The sequence below is a fragment of the Kiritimatiellia bacterium genome, from assembly GCA_028715905.1.
Lineage (GTDB): Bacteria > Verrucomicrobiota > Kiritimatiellia > JAAZAB01 > JAAZAB01 > JAQUQV01.
This window is the reverse complement of the sequence record JAQUQV010000014.1, coordinates 12,872-27,490: the sequence shown is the minus strand read 5'-3', so window position 1 is coordinate 27,490 and position 14,619 is coordinate 12,872. Positions and strand designations below refer to the sequence as shown.

The 14,619-nt window shown below is 56.7% G+C and carries 17 protein-coding genes; 10 read left to right on the top strand and 7 right to left on the bottom strand.

Annotated features, from left to right (window positions below; genetic code table 11):
* Positions 1 to 21: 21 nt before the first annotated feature.
* Positions 22 to 1,092, bottom strand: coding sequence for an NADH:flavin oxidoreductase (locus PHP98_04555; GenBank protein ID MDD5482904.1), 1,071 nt, complete (start codon positions 1,090 to 1,092; stop codon positions 22 to 24).
* 40 nt (positions 1,093 to 1,132) lie between these two features.
* On the bottom strand, positions 1,133 to 1,819 hold the full coding sequence (gene tsaB, locus PHP98_04550) for a tRNA (adenosine(37)-N6)-threonylcarbamoyltransferase complex dimerization subunit type 1 TsaB (protein MDD5482903.1): 687 nt from the start codon (positions 1,817 to 1,819) through the stop codon (positions 1,133 to 1,135).
* An 82-nt stretch (positions 1,820 to 1,901) separates the two neighbouring features.
* Here tsaB and PHP98_04545 point away from each other — a divergent pair, with 82 nt between their 5' ends.
* Positions 1,902 to 3,836 carry a sugar phosphate nucleotidyltransferase gene (locus PHP98_04545; GenBank protein ID MDD5482902.1) on the top strand — a complete coding sequence of 645 codons (1,935 nt, stop codon included), beginning with the start codon at positions 1,902 to 1,904 and terminating at the stop codon, positions 3,834 to 3,836.
* Between the two features lie 151 nt (positions 3,837 to 3,987).
* On the opposite strand, the gene PHP98_04540 is transcribed toward PHP98_04545, so the two are convergent.
* The 5 genes from PHP98_04540 to PHP98_04520 all read right to left on the bottom strand — a co-directional run bounded on the left by PHP98_04540 (position 3,988) and on the right by PHP98_04520 (position 9,453).
* Positions 3,988 to 4,368, bottom strand: a complete 381-nt coding sequence (locus tag PHP98_04540; protein MDD5482901.1) for a hypothetical protein — start codon at positions 4,366 to 4,368, stop codon at positions 3,988 to 3,990.
* A 316-nt stretch (positions 4,369 to 4,684) separates the two neighbouring features.
* Positions 4,685 to 5,950, bottom strand: a complete 1,266-nt coding sequence (locus PHP98_04535; GenBank protein MDD5482900.1) for a glucuronate isomerase — start codon at positions 5,948 to 5,950, stop codon at positions 4,685 to 4,687.
* A gap of 4 nt (positions 5,951 to 5,954) precedes the next feature.
* Positions 5,955 to 6,491 (bottom strand): hypothetical protein, encoded by a 537-nt coding sequence (locus PHP98_04530; GenBank protein MDD5482899.1) that lies wholly within the window; start codon positions 6,489 to 6,491, stop codon positions 5,955 to 5,957.
* Positions 6,492 to 6,666: 175 nt separating this feature from the next.
* Entirely contained in the window at positions 6,667 to 8,061 is a 1,395-nt protein-coding gene (locus tag PHP98_04525) for an aminotransferase class III-fold pyridoxal phosphate-dependent enzyme (protein ID MDD5482898.1), read from the bottom strand.
* Positions 8,062 to 8,190: 129 nt separating this feature from the next.
* A complete protein-coding gene (locus PHP98_04520) occupies positions 8,191 to 9,453 on the bottom strand; it encodes a Gfo/Idh/MocA family oxidoreductase (protein MDD5482897.1) in 1,263 nt (420 codons plus the stop codon).
* A gap of 125 nt (positions 9,454 to 9,578) precedes the next feature.
* Between PHP98_04520 and rpmE the strand changes: the two genes are divergently transcribed.
* The 9 genes from rpmE to PHP98_04475 all read left to right on the top strand — a co-directional run bounded on the left by rpmE (position 9,579) and on the right by PHP98_04475 (position 14,609).
* Complete coding sequence (rpmE, locus tag PHP98_04515; GenBank protein MDD5482896.1) at positions 9,579 to 9,779, top strand: 50S ribosomal protein L31; 201 nt, start codon at positions 9,579 to 9,581, stop codon at positions 9,777 to 9,779.
* A 148-nt stretch (positions 9,780 to 9,927) separates the two neighbouring features.
* On the top strand, positions 9,928 to 11,043 hold the full coding sequence (gene prfA, locus PHP98_04510; protein MDD5482895.1) for a peptide chain release factor 1: 1,116 nt from the start codon (positions 9,928 to 9,930) through the stop codon (positions 11,041 to 11,043).
* 6 nt (positions 11,044 to 11,049) lie between these two features.
* On the top strand, positions 11,050 to 11,187 hold the full coding sequence (locus PHP98_04505) for a hypothetical protein (GenBank protein MDD5482894.1): 138 nt from the start codon (positions 11,050 to 11,052) through the stop codon (positions 11,185 to 11,187).
* Entirely contained in the window at positions 11,156 to 12,055 is a 900-nt protein-coding gene (prmC, locus tag PHP98_04500; GenBank protein ID MDD5482893.1) for a peptide chain release factor N(5)-glutamine methyltransferase, read from the top strand. Before PHP98_04505 ends, prmC begins: the two co-directional genes overlap by 32 nt.
* Positions 12,056 to 12,118: 63 nt before the next feature.
* A complete protein-coding gene (gene rpsP, locus PHP98_04495; GenBank protein MDD5482892.1) occupies positions 12,119 to 12,475 on the top strand; it encodes a 30S ribosomal protein S16 in 357 nt (118 codons plus the stop codon).
* A complete protein-coding gene (locus PHP98_04490; protein ID MDD5482891.1) occupies positions 12,472 to 12,702 on the top strand; it encodes a KH domain-containing protein in 231 nt (76 codons plus the stop codon). Before rpsP ends, PHP98_04490 begins: the two co-directional genes overlap by 4 nt.
* Positions 12,703 to 12,778: 76 nt before the next feature.
* The gene (gene trmD / locus PHP98_04485) at positions 12,779 to 13,537 is read left to right on the top strand and encodes a tRNA (guanosine(37)-N1)-methyltransferase TrmD (GenBank protein MDD5482890.1); all 759 of its coding nucleotides are present in this window, start codon (positions 12,779 to 12,781) and stop codon (positions 13,535 to 13,537) included.
* Between the two features lie 36 nt (positions 13,538 to 13,573).
* Positions 13,574 to 13,927, top strand: a complete 354-nt coding sequence (rplS, locus tag PHP98_04480) for a 50S ribosomal protein L19 (GenBank protein MDD5482889.1) — start codon at positions 13,574 to 13,576, stop codon at positions 13,925 to 13,927.
* A gap of 22 nt (positions 13,928 to 13,949) precedes the next feature.
* Positions 13,950 to 14,609 carry a ribonuclease HII gene (locus tag PHP98_04475; protein MDD5482888.1) on the top strand — a complete coding sequence of 220 codons (660 nt, stop codon included), beginning with the start codon at positions 13,950 to 13,952 and terminating at the stop codon, positions 14,607 to 14,609.
* Positions 14,610 to 14,619: the final 10 nt, after the last annotated feature.

Here is a 14,619-nt window from a genome sequence, read left to right as displayed (position 1 = left end):
CGTAAAGACCGCAGACCGGAATCAGGACCGCATGTGGCAGACGGTCGGCCCGTCGGGTTTCAATAGACACAGGCTGCATCCGCGGCAGGCGCTTTCGCCGCCGGCGCGCAGAATCAACGGCAAGTCGGGCTGGCAGATCAGCGGACGCGACATCGCAATGGCGTCGCATTGCTTCAAGGCAAGCGCTTCATTCATCTTGACGACGCTGCGCAAACCGCCCACGGCAAAAACCGGAATGCTCAATTCGTTTTTGAACCGGGCGGTGAAAGGCAGGTAATAGCCCTCATTTACTCCCGGCCGCACCTTGCGCAAGGCAATATCCTTTCGGAACCCTCCGGAAATCTCAATAAAATCAAGGCCTTCCGTCTCCAGCCATTTCGCAACCTGCAGGGTTTCCTCCATTTTCAGCCCGCCGGAGTCATCGTCGCAGGCGCCTATTTTGACTCCCACCGGAAAATCTTTTCCAACCGCCCGGCGCGCCGCGCAAATTACCGACCGCAAAAACCTGGCGCGATTTTCCAGGGAAGACCCCCATTCATCTTTGCGGCGATTTGTGAGGGGGGAAAGAAACTGGCTGACGAGATAACCGTGGGCGGCGTGAATCTGCACGCCGTCCGCTCCAAGCTCACGCGCTTTAAGCGCCGCATCGGCAAAAGCCCCGCTTAATTCGCTGATTTTTTCAGCGGTCAATTCGCGCCCTTCCATGGGGTCCCCCGGGAAATCCGCCAGGGGCGAAACGCAGACCGCTGCGCCGCCCGCATATTTTGAACAGCGCCCGCCGCCGTGATTAAGCTGGAGAAAGAGGATGCCGCCCGCCGCGTGCGTAATGTCAATCGCCCGGCGCCACGCCCGGAAATCCGCGTCGGAATAAATGGAGGCCATGGTCTCATAAATTTTGCCGGAGGGATGCACGGCCACATGGCCGGAAATAATCAGCCCCGCCCCGCCCCTGGCCAGGGCCGCGTATTTTTCACCGAGCAAATCGCCGGAAAATTCGCCCCGCGTCGCGATCCGCTCGCCGGTGGCACTGCGCACGATCCGGTTCGGCAGGGTTATATTCTTAATTTTCAGGGGATCAAATATCGTGATCATATTGATAATTCCATAATCATTTTAAGTTTTATTGCGCTTTTTACTTCGCGTTTTCCGGGACGCATTTCATGCTTTCCACCGCCGCATGGAGATAGACCGGTTTCAATAATTCGCCCGGAAAACCCGATTGCATTTTCCGCCAGGCAAGTTTTCCAAGGAAACCCGCATGCGGCACGCGAGTTTCCTCAACCACGAACGCGCCGGCCGCCGCGGCTGATTTCAATCTGGCCTGAAGCCGATGCCAGTCCGGGCTAACCAGCATGGCCCCCGCGGCCGGCTGAAATTCATCTTCGGGAATCAACCGGAGACTTGACTGCGCCAGGGGAATATTTCCATTTTTCCCGTAAAGGCCGGACCATAACTGCCGCCGGCGCGCATCGCCGACCACCTGAACCTTCTCAACCGAAAATCTCTCCATGGTCTCAAAGGCGAGCGCCTCGGCGCTGGTCAGGGCATAGATTGGCCGGGATGCCGGCAAAACAAAGGCGCGCACGGCCGCGAAAGAGACGCGCAGGCCGCCGTAAGCGCCCGGCCCCGCGTCAACGACGTAATGGGAAACATCCGTCAAACCCGCGGAAACCGCTAACAGCAAATCTTTTAACGCGGTAAAAAGCCCGGAACTGCGCAGGACAAAACCGTCCCATGCGCGTTCGCCGAGAATTTTTTCACCGTCCAGAAGGGCGACACTGCCGGCATCGGTTGATTGTTCAACGGCCAGGATCAACATATTTAAAAGCTACCACAATGAGGCATTAATTGCCAGCTTTTCATTTTGCCCTGTTGCCCTGTATCCGGTATGCTCCCGGCAAATGCAAAAACCGCGAAAGGCAATTATCCTGGCCGCCGGGCTTGGCACGAGGATGCACCCCTTGAGCCTGGATACGCCCAAACCGCTCATGCCGCTCTGGGGGCAACCGGTCGTCGGCCGCCTGCTGGAAATACTGGCCGGCTGGGGCGTAAAGGAGGTTCTCTTGAATCTCCATTTCAATCCGACTCCGCTTTGTACATATCTGAAAAAAGAATCGCCGGCCGGCATGCGGATTTCCCTTTCGTTTGAGCCGGAAATTCTGGGGACGGGCGGGGCATTGCGGCGCGCCGGATGGTTCCTGGACGCTGATCCGTTCTGGATGGTTAATGCCGATATCGCCGCGGTCCTGGAACCGCGCCGTATTTTGCGCGAATTCGCGCGGCGCCATCCAATCGCCGCACTCTGGGTGGAGCGGGAACGCGGCCCCCGGACCGTTGAAATCCGGCGCGGTAATATCGTTAATTTCCAGACCAGCCGTCCCGGCACAGAGGGAACTTACACCTTCTGCGGCCTGCAGTTGATCTCTCCCGCTTTGCTCAAATATCTCCCCGGAGAATCATTTTGCTCCATCATCCAGGCCTACCAGAACGCCATCAGGGACGGCAAAAATGTCTGCGGCGTATGCGTGCCAGGCTCATACTGGGCCGACCTTGGCACGCCCGAATCATATCTCCAGGCCCATGCCGAAATCATCGCCGCCCATCGTAAAAAACTGCCGGGCCGGACGCTTTTCAATCCCGGCCGGACACAACCCGCGGCATCATTACAAAAGAAAGGCATATTAATAAAGGGGTTTGCCGTAATTGACAAAACGGCGGAAATCCGGCCGGGCGCCCGGATTGAAAACGCGGTCATCTGGCCCCGGGCCGTGGTTGGCCCGAAAGCCATAGTTAAAGACGCGGTCGTGGGCGCGGAATGCGCAGTCAACGCCCGCGTTCCGCGCCTGGCCGCAAAAACTCCGTTGCGCGGGCAATCTCCGGACATCCAGTTAAACCTGGCGCTGGCGCGCCTCGGACTTGATCCATCCCGAACCGTTATCATGCCGTTTGAGCCGCGCGGATCGGCGCGGTCTTTCACGCGGATAAGCGGGGCCGGCAAAAAAAGCTGTATCATGGTCCGCTACAGCCGCGAACGGCATGAAAACTGCCTTTATGCCCGGCAAACCGTTTTCCTTAAAAAACTGGGGCTGAACACGCCGGCGTTAATCGCCGATTTTCCGGAGCGGCAATTCATGCTCATGCAGGACCTCGGCGACGTATCGCTCCAGCAAATCGCGGCGGATTGTCATCCAAAGCAGCTCGCGCGATATTACCGGCGCGTCCTGCAAGCGGTCCTTGTTCTGCACGAACAAGGCGCTGCAAAAGCGCGGCGGATACGGCTGGAAATGACGGCGCCTTTTTCCCCCGATCTTTACCTCTGGGAGCGCGATTTCTTCGTCCGCTTTTTCCTGGCGCCTTATCTTCGCCCCGGCCGGGCCGGGATCAAAACTGTCCTGGACGAGCTCACGGCAGTCGGCGAAATTCTCAACCGCGAACGGCGGGTGTTGATTCACCGCGACCTGCAATCAAGTAATATCCTGTTTTTCCGGCGCCGGCCCTATTTTATTGACTTTCAGGGAATGCGTTTCGGGCCGGCCGCCTATGACCTGGCATCGCTCTTGTGCGACCCCTACGTCAACCTGCCGGTTTCTCTTCAGATTTCACTGCTGGATTTTTACAACCGCCATGCGGACAAAAAAGCGCAAATTTCGCCGGATATTTTCTGGCTGGGAAGCGTGCAGCGGCTTTGCCAGGCGCTGGGCGCCTACGGAAGGCTGGCGGCGCGCGGCGAGACGGCCAGGTTCGCGCAATATATCCCGCCGGCGGCGCGCATGATGCGCCGCGCGCTGGAGCGCTCCGGAATGTGCCCGCGGCTTTACGAGGTAATTGCGACGTAAGTTTCCACCTGCCGGACCGTCTCTCGTATCTCGTGAGAGTCAGTTGCAAAAATCCAGAAAAAATCGGCTCGTCGTCCGGCATACGCCGGATACATTTCTCAGGAAAATCAAGATTGTAGGAGCGCCACACCGCTGGCGCGAACTTGCCCGCTTAAGCGGCAAGATTGACGAGCTGTTGTGTGGATGCGGCCAGGAGTGCATTGAGCGCGGTGGTTAATATTTGGCCTGAGGAAGTGAGAAGATAACGGCGCTGGTTGGACATTTTGCGGATGAGGCCGTGATCGCGCATGAGGCGCAGATGGCGGCTGATGCGGGCGGAAAGCTGTTTTTCGGATCCGCCCTTGGCCCAAGCGGTGAGACGTAATGTCTGCCGGAGGTCTTTATTGGTCAGGCCGGAGACGGCAAACTTCGGATCGGACAAGGCCTGAAGGAAATCGCGGTCTTTACCGGTTATTTCCAGGGAGCGGATACGGCGGGAGTTTTGAAGGCGTGGTTTTGAGAGAGCATCAAGGATTTGGCGGAAGGGTTGCACGTCTTTAACGGGAACTCGGGCGTAGCTTTGAGCGAAGCCCGATGCAAGCGTAGGGCGAATTTGGCTTCCGGCGGAGCCGGATTCGAAAAAGAAAGGCCAGTCCGGTTCAGATGGACCGGCGCCGCGCGAAGCGCTATACTCGTGTATGCGCGAGGGCGGCAACGGGCCAGATGAGCCGGAATCGCCGCCGCCTTTTTCTAACCAAATTCGCACCACATGGGAAAGGAAGCATTAATAACATTGGGTTGCGGGCAGAGCCCGCTTTGGAGGGGAGCGGTTAACGTAGAGCGTTTAGTTTTCCTATACGCTATCCGCTCTACGCTATACTATTCCCGCTTCCCGTCAGCAATGCATCCCCGAACAGAACCGCCAGGTCGCGTTTGATATCTCCGGCGCGCGCGCTCCGGCCGGCATTGACCATGTCCTCATATTTCCGGCTTAACACTTCGCCGATCAGCGCGCGCGAATGCGCCCATTTATAGATGAGCTGGTCAAGAATTCTGGCGTCGGAATGCTGGGGGATAAAGGAAAGCCCCAGGAGTTCCAGGCGCATCGCGGTCATCTCGCGGATCAGTTCAGGATTATTCAAAAACCACCAGCATCCGAACGGAAGCACGTTCCTGAACTTGCGCGCGATCACGCACAGCTCGTGCGTATTTTCCCGCGCCAGCGCGGTAACCATGAATTTCACATCGCCGAATTCACAAGCCAGATTTTCCACCGCGCTCAAATCGGCCCGGCCGACCGAATCGCCGGCCAATCTGAGGGAGGGATTCACGAGCTTTTTGACGCCGACCATCATGGCCACCGGCAGATTATGTTCGCGCGCCATCGGAATCACCGCTTTGGCCAGCAGGTCGGAAAGGGGCGAATCGTCGGCCGGGTAACGGAATGAAGGCGGCAGGCTGACGGCCATGTATTTTGCCTGCATTTTGCGGATCCAATCGTTCAAATAGCGGCGCACCTCGCTCAAGGTCCTGCCCGACAGCGAAGAATCAACGTCGTACCCCAGTTCCTTAAGGGCGGCGGCGCCGGACGGCCAGTTCATGAGGAAACTGTCCAGCCGCAAGGCCGCCAGGAAACGGGGGTCGCGCCGGAATCCCTTCTGCCAGCATTTTCTTTCCACGGCATCCAACGGATCATTGGTCATATAAACTTTTGACACGCCCGAAAGCTTGAAAACCAGGGCAGTATAATCGCGGACATTCCGGGCGGCGAAATATTTCCTGATTTTATCAAGCCGGTTGACATTGGCATCCAGTCCGAGGGCCTGCAAAACGGTGAGCACGCCGCGGCAGGCCTCGGAGACGGGCGAGCGCTTCACGAATAATTCACTCCAGACCAGATCCGCCTGTTTCCGTTTCGGCCATTTCCAGAACATGGCATAAGGCAGGTCGGGCCGGGCGCGGAAAACCTCGGCCGCGAGGTAATGGTAAGTTAACAACTCGTCAATACCCCAGAGCAGCATTGAACCCATGGCCGGATCAAAGAGGTGGGTATGAATATCAACGATGCGGACGGCGGACGGCGAATCCGTTGCGAGTAATTTAGAAACAATCTGGCGCACATTGTCCTTATCCATAAAATCACTCCTTATTTTGCGGACTGGGCTTAACAATCCTGGCCAGCGCGCGAAGGCGCAGCAAGTCGGCGCGATCCTGTTCCCGATATGTCTCTTTGCTGGTAATCAGGGTTTTTAAATCCGCATATGGAATTCGGACACCGTCAATCTCTGCGTAACAAACGGAATCCCTGGCATCTATATAGGCGACTTTCCAGGCGCGGCGACTGATATCCACTTCCACTTCATCCGCCACCTTGACGACCAGGTTGTCCTGAAAATCCCGCGGGGTCAGCTCCCGGGCGGCGCCGTCTTCCATTTCGGAAAGGGCTGTAATAATCCGGCGGTAATTATCCTCGGATTCTTCCACAAGGATATCAATGTCTTCGGTCGTCCGAACCAGGCCGTGCAAAATGCAGGCATGACCGCCCACGACCATGTATCTGACGCCGTGCTTATTGAGCAGGGAACAGACACGCGTTAACGGATCCGGATTGACTGCGCTGGAAGAAGAAGACATGGTATCTACCATAAGCGGGGATTGGTTTGTTTTTTCTTCCAAGCCTCATAATCCGCCCAGGATTTTGCCTTGAAAACGAATCCGCGTGGCCTGCAGAATGGGTTCAGACGATCCACGCGCACTTGCAGCGCCATGGCGCGGCGATGACTTTCAATGGGAGACACCTGCGATTGAAACCGGCGGCGACCGACAACTTTCTCCTTGATCAATTGCCTTTTCATTGATGGCTTTGATTATGTTTTGCTTTCACAAGGACAGAGTCAACGGCCTCTTCAAAAACCGCGATTGATTCGCGCAGGGCATCCTCGGAAATAGTCAAAGGCGGGGCAATTTTCAGGCACTCGCCGGCGACACCCACCGGCGCGAACATGAGCAGGCCGCGCTGGAAACAGGCCACGTTTATTTTCAACGCCAGTTCCGGATTAGGGGTTTTTGTGCCGGGTTTGACCACCTGGATGCCGGCCACCAGCCCCTTGCCCTGCGCGCAGCCGAGCACATCGGGATATTTTTGCCGGATGCGATGAATTTCCGGCACAAGGATATCGCCCATTCTGGCGGCGCGCTCAACCAGCCGTTCTTTTTGAATAAGTTTCAGGTTGGTGATCGCAGCCGCCACCGGCAAGGGCGAGCCGGAATGGGTGGAAGTCATGGAGCCGGGCGCGTAAAGCCCCTGGATATCCTTCCGGCCGATCACCGCCGAAATCGGCAGGGAGGAAGAAATGCCCTTCCCGCAGGCAATCAAATCCGGTTTTACGCCGTAATGCTGGAACCCGAACATTTTACCGGTCCGTCCGAAGCCGGCCTGGACCTCGTCAAAACAGAGGACGATATCATGCGCGCGGCAGAATTTCTCAAGCTGTTGGGCGTAGGCCGCCGGCATAAAATCGGGGCCGATGCCCTGGTAAGTCTCGGTCATGACTCCCGCAATATTGTCCGGCGCCACGTTGTGTTTTCTGATCGTTTGCAGGAAGAGTTCAAAAGAGACATTTTCATTCTTGTAACCGTCGGGAAAAGGCGCCTGGATGAAAGAAGCATCGCTCTTTCCCATCCACTTTTTCAGCCGGGGCATGCCGCCGGCAAGCTGCGCGCCCATGGTGCGGCCGTGGAACGCGTTCTGGAAAGTAACAAAATATTTTTTCTGCGGACCGTATTTTTCCAACGCATAAGTTTTGGAAAGCTTGATGCAGTTTTCGGTGGCCTCGGCGCCGGTGCTCAAAAGGAAAACACTGTACCGCTTCGGATCGGGAGAAATACCCTGCAGCATTTTTGTCAGAACCGCGCGCTGTTCATGGACAAAGACGTAAGAGGCCAGCAGGCCGCGGTCAATAATATCCTTTAACGCCTTGCGGATTTCGCGGCGGCTGTGGCCGGCGTTGGCGATTAAAACACCGGAAGACCAGTCAATCCAGCGGTTGCCCCATTTGTCGCTGACGATAAAATCCTCGGCCTTGTGCCAGACAATCGGCGGCTGGCCCATCATGGAGCGCGGCTCGGATTTTTCCAGGGCGCGGAAAACCGGCAGGGACTGCGGAACGGGCAGACTGGTTTTTATCGTCCGGTATTTTGTTTTGACTTTTTTAACTTTTACCGGTTTCAGACTGTAACTCGCCATGAGTAATTCCTCTCTTTATAATAAATCATTCAGTATTTGATAAACTTCGTTCAACATTAGAAGTCAGAATCCAGCAGCCAGTAGTCAGAATAATAATTCTGAATTCTGACTACTGACTTCTGGTTTTTCTCATTTCCCGCGCAATTTCACATGCGGCCGGTCGCCGTAATGGATCTGCGCGGGCTCGCCGTCGTTCAGTATGGAAAGCCGCGCCGCTTCCACCACCAGTTCGTTGATATAACTGTTGGCCGGCGTGGCGATCAAACCCTTGCGGTCCACGGCCCGGATAAATTCCCGGCGCCTGTTCAAAGCCTGCGCTTCATTGAGAGCGGCGGCTTCGTTTTCCATCCGGCCGATGGTATTGATAATGGCGGCCACCGAATCAAAACCGTAACCGACCGGCTTGAAGCCGGCGCCTTCCCAGGGAACCAGCCGGTAGAAATCGGGATTGATGTAATTATAGACCGAGCCGGCGACGCCGATGCCTTCAAGGTAACTGTGAATAACGCCCCGGAACTGATCGTCGTGCGCGATCAGGCCGCTTTTGCCGTTGCCCTCGCAGAACATGGCAAGGCACTGCTCGTTACTGCCGGCGCCTTCATCGGGATAGCCGAGACCATCCGTAACCGAAAGCAGGGCGCCGTTTTCAAAACGCACGCGGCCGTTGGCCCAGAGGTATCCTTCGTTGCCGTTCGGGAATTTCCCCTTGACGCCCGCCACGGACACTTCCGCCGGCTTCAAACCCGTGATAAAATAAACCAGGTCAACGTAATGACAGCCCACGTAGACAAAGGGGTCGGTCTTGTCGCAGGTGAACCAGTTCTGGAAATTTGAACTGCGGTAAAAGTAGGGTTCTATCATTTTGGCCTCGCCCATCGCGAAAGCGCCAAAATGCCCGAGGGCATAATGGCGCCGGGCGATCAGCGAACGGCGGTCAAAACGTTTATGATATTCAACCCCGACAAAGAGTCCTTTTTCCAGCGCCAGTTTTTCAATCTCCGCCGCCTGCTCATACTTCAGCACGAGGGGCTTGACGCAAAGCACATTCTGATTATGGCGCAACGCTTCCATGACCACCGGGTAATGGAGCTGATCCGGCATGGCCACCACCACCGCCTGGCGCGCCGGCATTTTCGCGAGCGCTTCCTTGTAAAGCTCCGGAAATTTTTCACTGGGATTTGCGTCCAGCGCCGGATAGGCCGCGAAAGTCTGCCCCGGGAAGGCCCCGCGCAAGTCGGGCGATTCGCTTAAAAATTTCAGGGGCGGAGCATTGAGCGCGCAAACGCTGATTTCACCGACAACACCTGAGCGCTGCAGGTGATAAATAGACGGCAAAAGCAGATCATGGGTGATCATGCCGCCGCCGATAATACAGACATCAACTGGTTGCATAGTGGAGATACTATTTAATAAAAGACAAAAAAAAGTCAAGCGGATATTCGGGGCGCATAAAAATAACTTGCCATTTTTCGGCAATCGGCTATGCTGGCCGCATTTGAAAACAGGAGAAACCGGGCATGAAAGAAAAAATACATCCAAAATATGAGGAAACCACGATCACCTGCATCTGCGGCAACGTGATTCACACCCGCTCAACCGCCAGGGATATAAAAGTGAACACTTGTTCGGCTTGTCATCCGTTTTTTACCGGCACAGCCAAATACGTGGACGCCGCCGGACGGGTTGAGCAGTTCAACAAACGTTACGGGAAAAAATAGTTTTTTCCGGGGCCGGGGATATGCCGCCCGCGCCGCAGGGCGCGGACGGACACAACCCGGCCTGTTTTGTATTTACCGGTTCATTAGCATCCCAGAGGATGCAGGTTAACATTGCATCAGCCTTGTCGTCCATAGGACGACACGAAACATGGATTTAAGCGCGATCAACGATGAATTCCTGAAAACACTCCGGGAAAAAATTGCCCTCCGCGAGACGGAATTGGCCGACAGCGCCGCCTCCGCCAACCGCCTGAAATACCGCGAACTGGTCCGCGCGCATGCGCGCCTGAATAAAATCCAGGACAAATCAACCGCTTTCCTGCGCCTGCAGAGGGAAGCCGGCGAATGCCGGCGCATGATTGCCGATGAAAAAAGCGAGGCTGAAATAAAAGAACTGGCCCGGGAAGATCTGGGCCGGCTGGAAAAGGAAACCGAAGCCGCGCGCCGGGAACTGCTCATGGAGCTATACCCCCCCGACCCCGACGAAAATCGCGGCATTATCATGGAAATCAGGGCCGGAACCGGCGGCGACGAGGCCGCCCTGTTTGCCGGCGACCTGACCCGCATGTACGCCCGTTACGCGGAACAGCAGGGCTGGAAAACAGAATACATCAACGCCAGCCTTTCCGAAAAGGGCGGTTACAAGGAAGTGGTTTTTTCCATTGAAGGCGAAAACGTTTTCCGCAGTTTGCAGTATGAAGGCGGCACCCACCGCGTCCAGCGCGTGCCCCTTACCGAGGCCAACGGCCGGATCCACACTTCCACCGCCACCGTGGCCGTCCTGCCGGAGGCGGAGGAACTTGACGCAATAGAAATAAATCCGGAAGATATACGCGTGGACGTCTACCGCGCCTCCGGCGCCGGCGGACAGCACGTCAACAAAACCGATTCCGCCGTGCGCCTCACCCACCTGCCGACCGGCATTGTGGTCGCCAGCCAGGAGGAACGATCTCAGCATAAAAACCGCGCCAAGGCCATGCGGGTTCTCCTTTCGCATCTGCTGGCCGCCCGGAAAAGCGCCAGCGAGGCCGAAACCAGCGATGCGCGCCGCCGGCAAATCGGCAGCGGCGACCGCAGTGAACGCATCCGCACCTATAATTTCCCGCAAAACCGCCTGACCGACCACCGCATCAACCTGACAATCTATAATTTAACCGGAATAATTGAAGGCGGCCTTGCCCCGGTCCTGCGGGCTCTCCACGAAAATTATCAACAGAAAAAATTCGCGCAAAACATCCAGTTGGAAAAATTACTGGAAGCATGAATTGTTTTGAATTTTGGTATTCAAAAATCATTGCGCCAACGGGGCGGCGCTCCTGCAAAAAAACATAACATAAGAGAAAATGCAGCCCGGCACTGCCGGGCGATTTTTGAAAATGAACTCAACAGTGCTGGCAATCCTGAATGAATCCAAAAACCGTCTGCAGGCCGCCGGAGTTGACCGGCCGGAACTTGCCGCGGAAATACTGGCGGCGGACGCCTTCAATTGTCCGCGCCTTGAACTGGCTCTGCGCTTGCATGAAAAATTGGCCTCCGCCCGGGCCGTTGCAATTGAGCAAGGCATCCGCCGCCTGGAAAAACATGAGCCGATTCAATATGTCCTCGGCAAAACAGACTTCATGGGCCATGTCTTGAAATGCGACCGCCGCGCCCTGATCCCGCGTCCGGAAACGGAAGAGCTGGTGGAAAGCATCCTCGGCTTTGAACCGCTCTGGCAGGCGGACGCGCCCGCCATCATTGACATCGGCACGGGCAACGGCTGCATTATTATCACTCTGGCATTGCGCAAGAAAAACGGGAAATACATCGCGCTTGACTCTTCCGCCGGGGCCATCGCGCTGGCGGAAGAAAACGCGCGGCGCCACGGGGTGGCGCATGCCATCAAATTCATTACGGCCGATCTGGCCGGCTGGCGCGCGCCCCGGGGGCTGGATGCGGTCGCAGCCAACCCGCCCTACGTGCGCACGGCCGACTTTCATGACCTGGAAAAAAATGTCCGGCTCTGGGAGCCGCGCGCGGCGCTGGACGGCGGAGCGGACGGCCTGCGGGTCATCCGTCCGCTTGTTAAAAAATCTTATGAGATATTGAAACCCGGCGGTTTTTTATTCATGGAAATCGGCTTTGACCAATGGCCGCAAGTCCGGCAACTGCTGGCCGCATCCGGGTTCAGCCGCAGCGCCGCGCGCCCCGATTGTTCCGGACACGACCGCCTGATAACCGCGGTAAAACCGGCGCAAAACGCCGCGCGCCGCCGAACAACGAAAAAAAAGGCTTGAATGCCGGGCCGCAAATGGTGTATTAATCCGGAGCTAGCTAACTTTAATACAAGGGAGGAATCAATGGCAGTTATTATCAGATGCCGCCGGACCGGGGCAAACAACGATCCTTGTTTCAGAATCGTGGCCACCGACGAACGCGCGCCCCGCGACGGCAAATACCTGGAAATGCTCGGCTGGTATGACCCGAAAAAATCAACGAACAATTTTCAGCTCAAGCTCGAGAAAATAGACGTCTGGCTGGGCAAAGGGGCTTTGCTTTCAGCCACTGTCCGCACTCTGGTCAACAAGGCCAGACGCGGCCTGACCTGTTCCACCGCCAAGAAACCGAGAAAAAAGGGTCCCGCCAAAAAAGCGGAGAAAAAGGAAGAACCGCAAAAAGAGGCTTCCCCGGCCCCGGCCGCCGCGGATAAGCCATGAAAAGCTTCCTTGAAAATATCCTGAAGGCTCTGGCCGATTATCCGGACGAAGTGGCGCTCTCCGCGTTCCTCGGACAACAGACCGTGGTTTTTGAAGTGCGCTGCAACAGCGAAGATATGGGGCGCATTATCGGCCGCAGCGGCAAAACCATCGGCGCCATCCGGACTCTTTTGGGCGTGCTGGCGGCAAAGCAAAAAAAGAAATCCATGCTGGAAATTGTGGAATAACATCCCAAGTTCCATTAATCCAGGGGTTGCGGAAAACTTTGCGCGTTGCGCGCCTTTTTGTGCCCCGCGTTCCGTTATGCAGCCACCGCTCAGAATTGATGTTATCACCATCTTTCCGAAAATCCTGTCGGCATTTCTGGCCGAAAGCATTTTGAAACGCGCCGCCGAAAAACAGGCGGTGATTTACAACATCATCAACATGAGGGATTTCACCGGCGACCGGCACCAGACGGTTGACGACCGCCCCTACGGCGGCGGTCCGGGAATGGTCATCAAGCCCGAGCCGGTATTCAAGGCGGTGGAATCGATAAAAACGCAGGAGGCGCGCGTCATATTAATGTCGCCCCAGGGAAGGGTCTTCAACCAGGCGGAAGCCCGCGCCCTGGGCGGCGCCGGCCATCTGATTTTTATCTGCGGCAATTACGAGGGCGTGGACGAGCGCGTCAGCCAGGCGCTCGTTACCGACGAGATTTCAATCGGGGATTACGTCCTGACCAACGGCGCGCTGGCGGCGGCGGTCGTGATTGACGCCATCGTGCGCCTCCTGCCGAACGTCCTCGGGGCGGAAGAATCGGCCGCCATGGATTCTTTCGGAGAGTATGCATTGGAACATCCGCAATACACGCGGCCGGAGGTATTCCGCGGAATGAAAGTGCCGCCGGTCCTGCTCTCGGGCAACCATGCGGAAATAGAGCGCTGGCGAAAAGAACAGTCGCGGGCCAGGACGCGCGCGCGGCGGCCCGACCTGGCCGCAGGCGGCGCGGTCAAAACGCCCCCCGCCCGCGAAACCGGACAAAATAACTGCTTGACCGATCGCATAAAAAATGTAGATTAATTGGCCGGCTGAACAACCAGAGGAAAGAGGAAAAACATGGCTTCTGATATCACCGCTAAAATTGACGCTGAAAACCGCTCCAAGATCAAGCATCCGCCGTTCCAGATCGGGGACACCATCCGGGTCTCGGTAAAAATCAAGGAGGGCGACAAGGAACGCGTGCAGGCTTATTCCGGAATCCTCATCGCCCGGCACGGCTCGGGCGCAACCGCAACCATTACCGTCCGGAAAACTTCTTTTGGCGAGGACGTGGAACGCATATTCCCGCTTCATTCCCCCAACATCACCGCCATTAAAGTTGAGTTTTCAGGCAAAGCCAGACGGGCCAAGCTCTATTATCTCCGCAAACGCACCGGAAAACAGGCCCGCTTGGCCAGCGCCGAAGCTTAAGGAGGCAGGGTTTACGTCCGACTTGCTGGAATTTGAACATCAGTTCTGGGCCAAGGGATGCCGGCGCATCGCCGGAGTGGACGAAGTCGGCCGCGGCCCGCTGGCCGGCCCCGTGGTGGCCGCCGCGGTTGTGTTCGCCCGCGATTACATTGAAAAGAAACGGGGAGACCTCTTCGCAAGCCTCACCGACTCCAAGCAATTATCGGAAAACCAGCGGAACCATTTCTTTGCCCTGCTCACCCAGTCGCCGGAAGTTGAAATCGGGATTGGTTTCGGCAATGCAACCGAGATTGATAAAATCAACATCCTTTCCGCCACGCACGTTACCATGGGCCGCGCCCTGTCCGGCCTCTGTTCGCCGCCGGATCATGCCATTGTTGACGGCCGGCCGGTCGCAGGCCTGCCCTGCCCTTCAACGGCGGTGATCAAGGGGGATGCGCGCAGCCTTTCCGTTGCCGCGGCCAGTGTAATCGCCAAAGTCGTGCGCGACCAATGGATGCTGGAGCTTGACCGCTGGCGCCCGGAATACGGCTTCGGCCGCCATAAAGGTTACGGCACTCCCGCCCACATCCAGGCATTATTGAAATACGGCCCGACCGAGCATCACCGGCGTTCCTTCCGGCCGGTGCGCGAGATAGAAAACCTGCGCAACAGGAAAGAGCTTTTTTGCCCTGAACTTTAATCCGGACAAG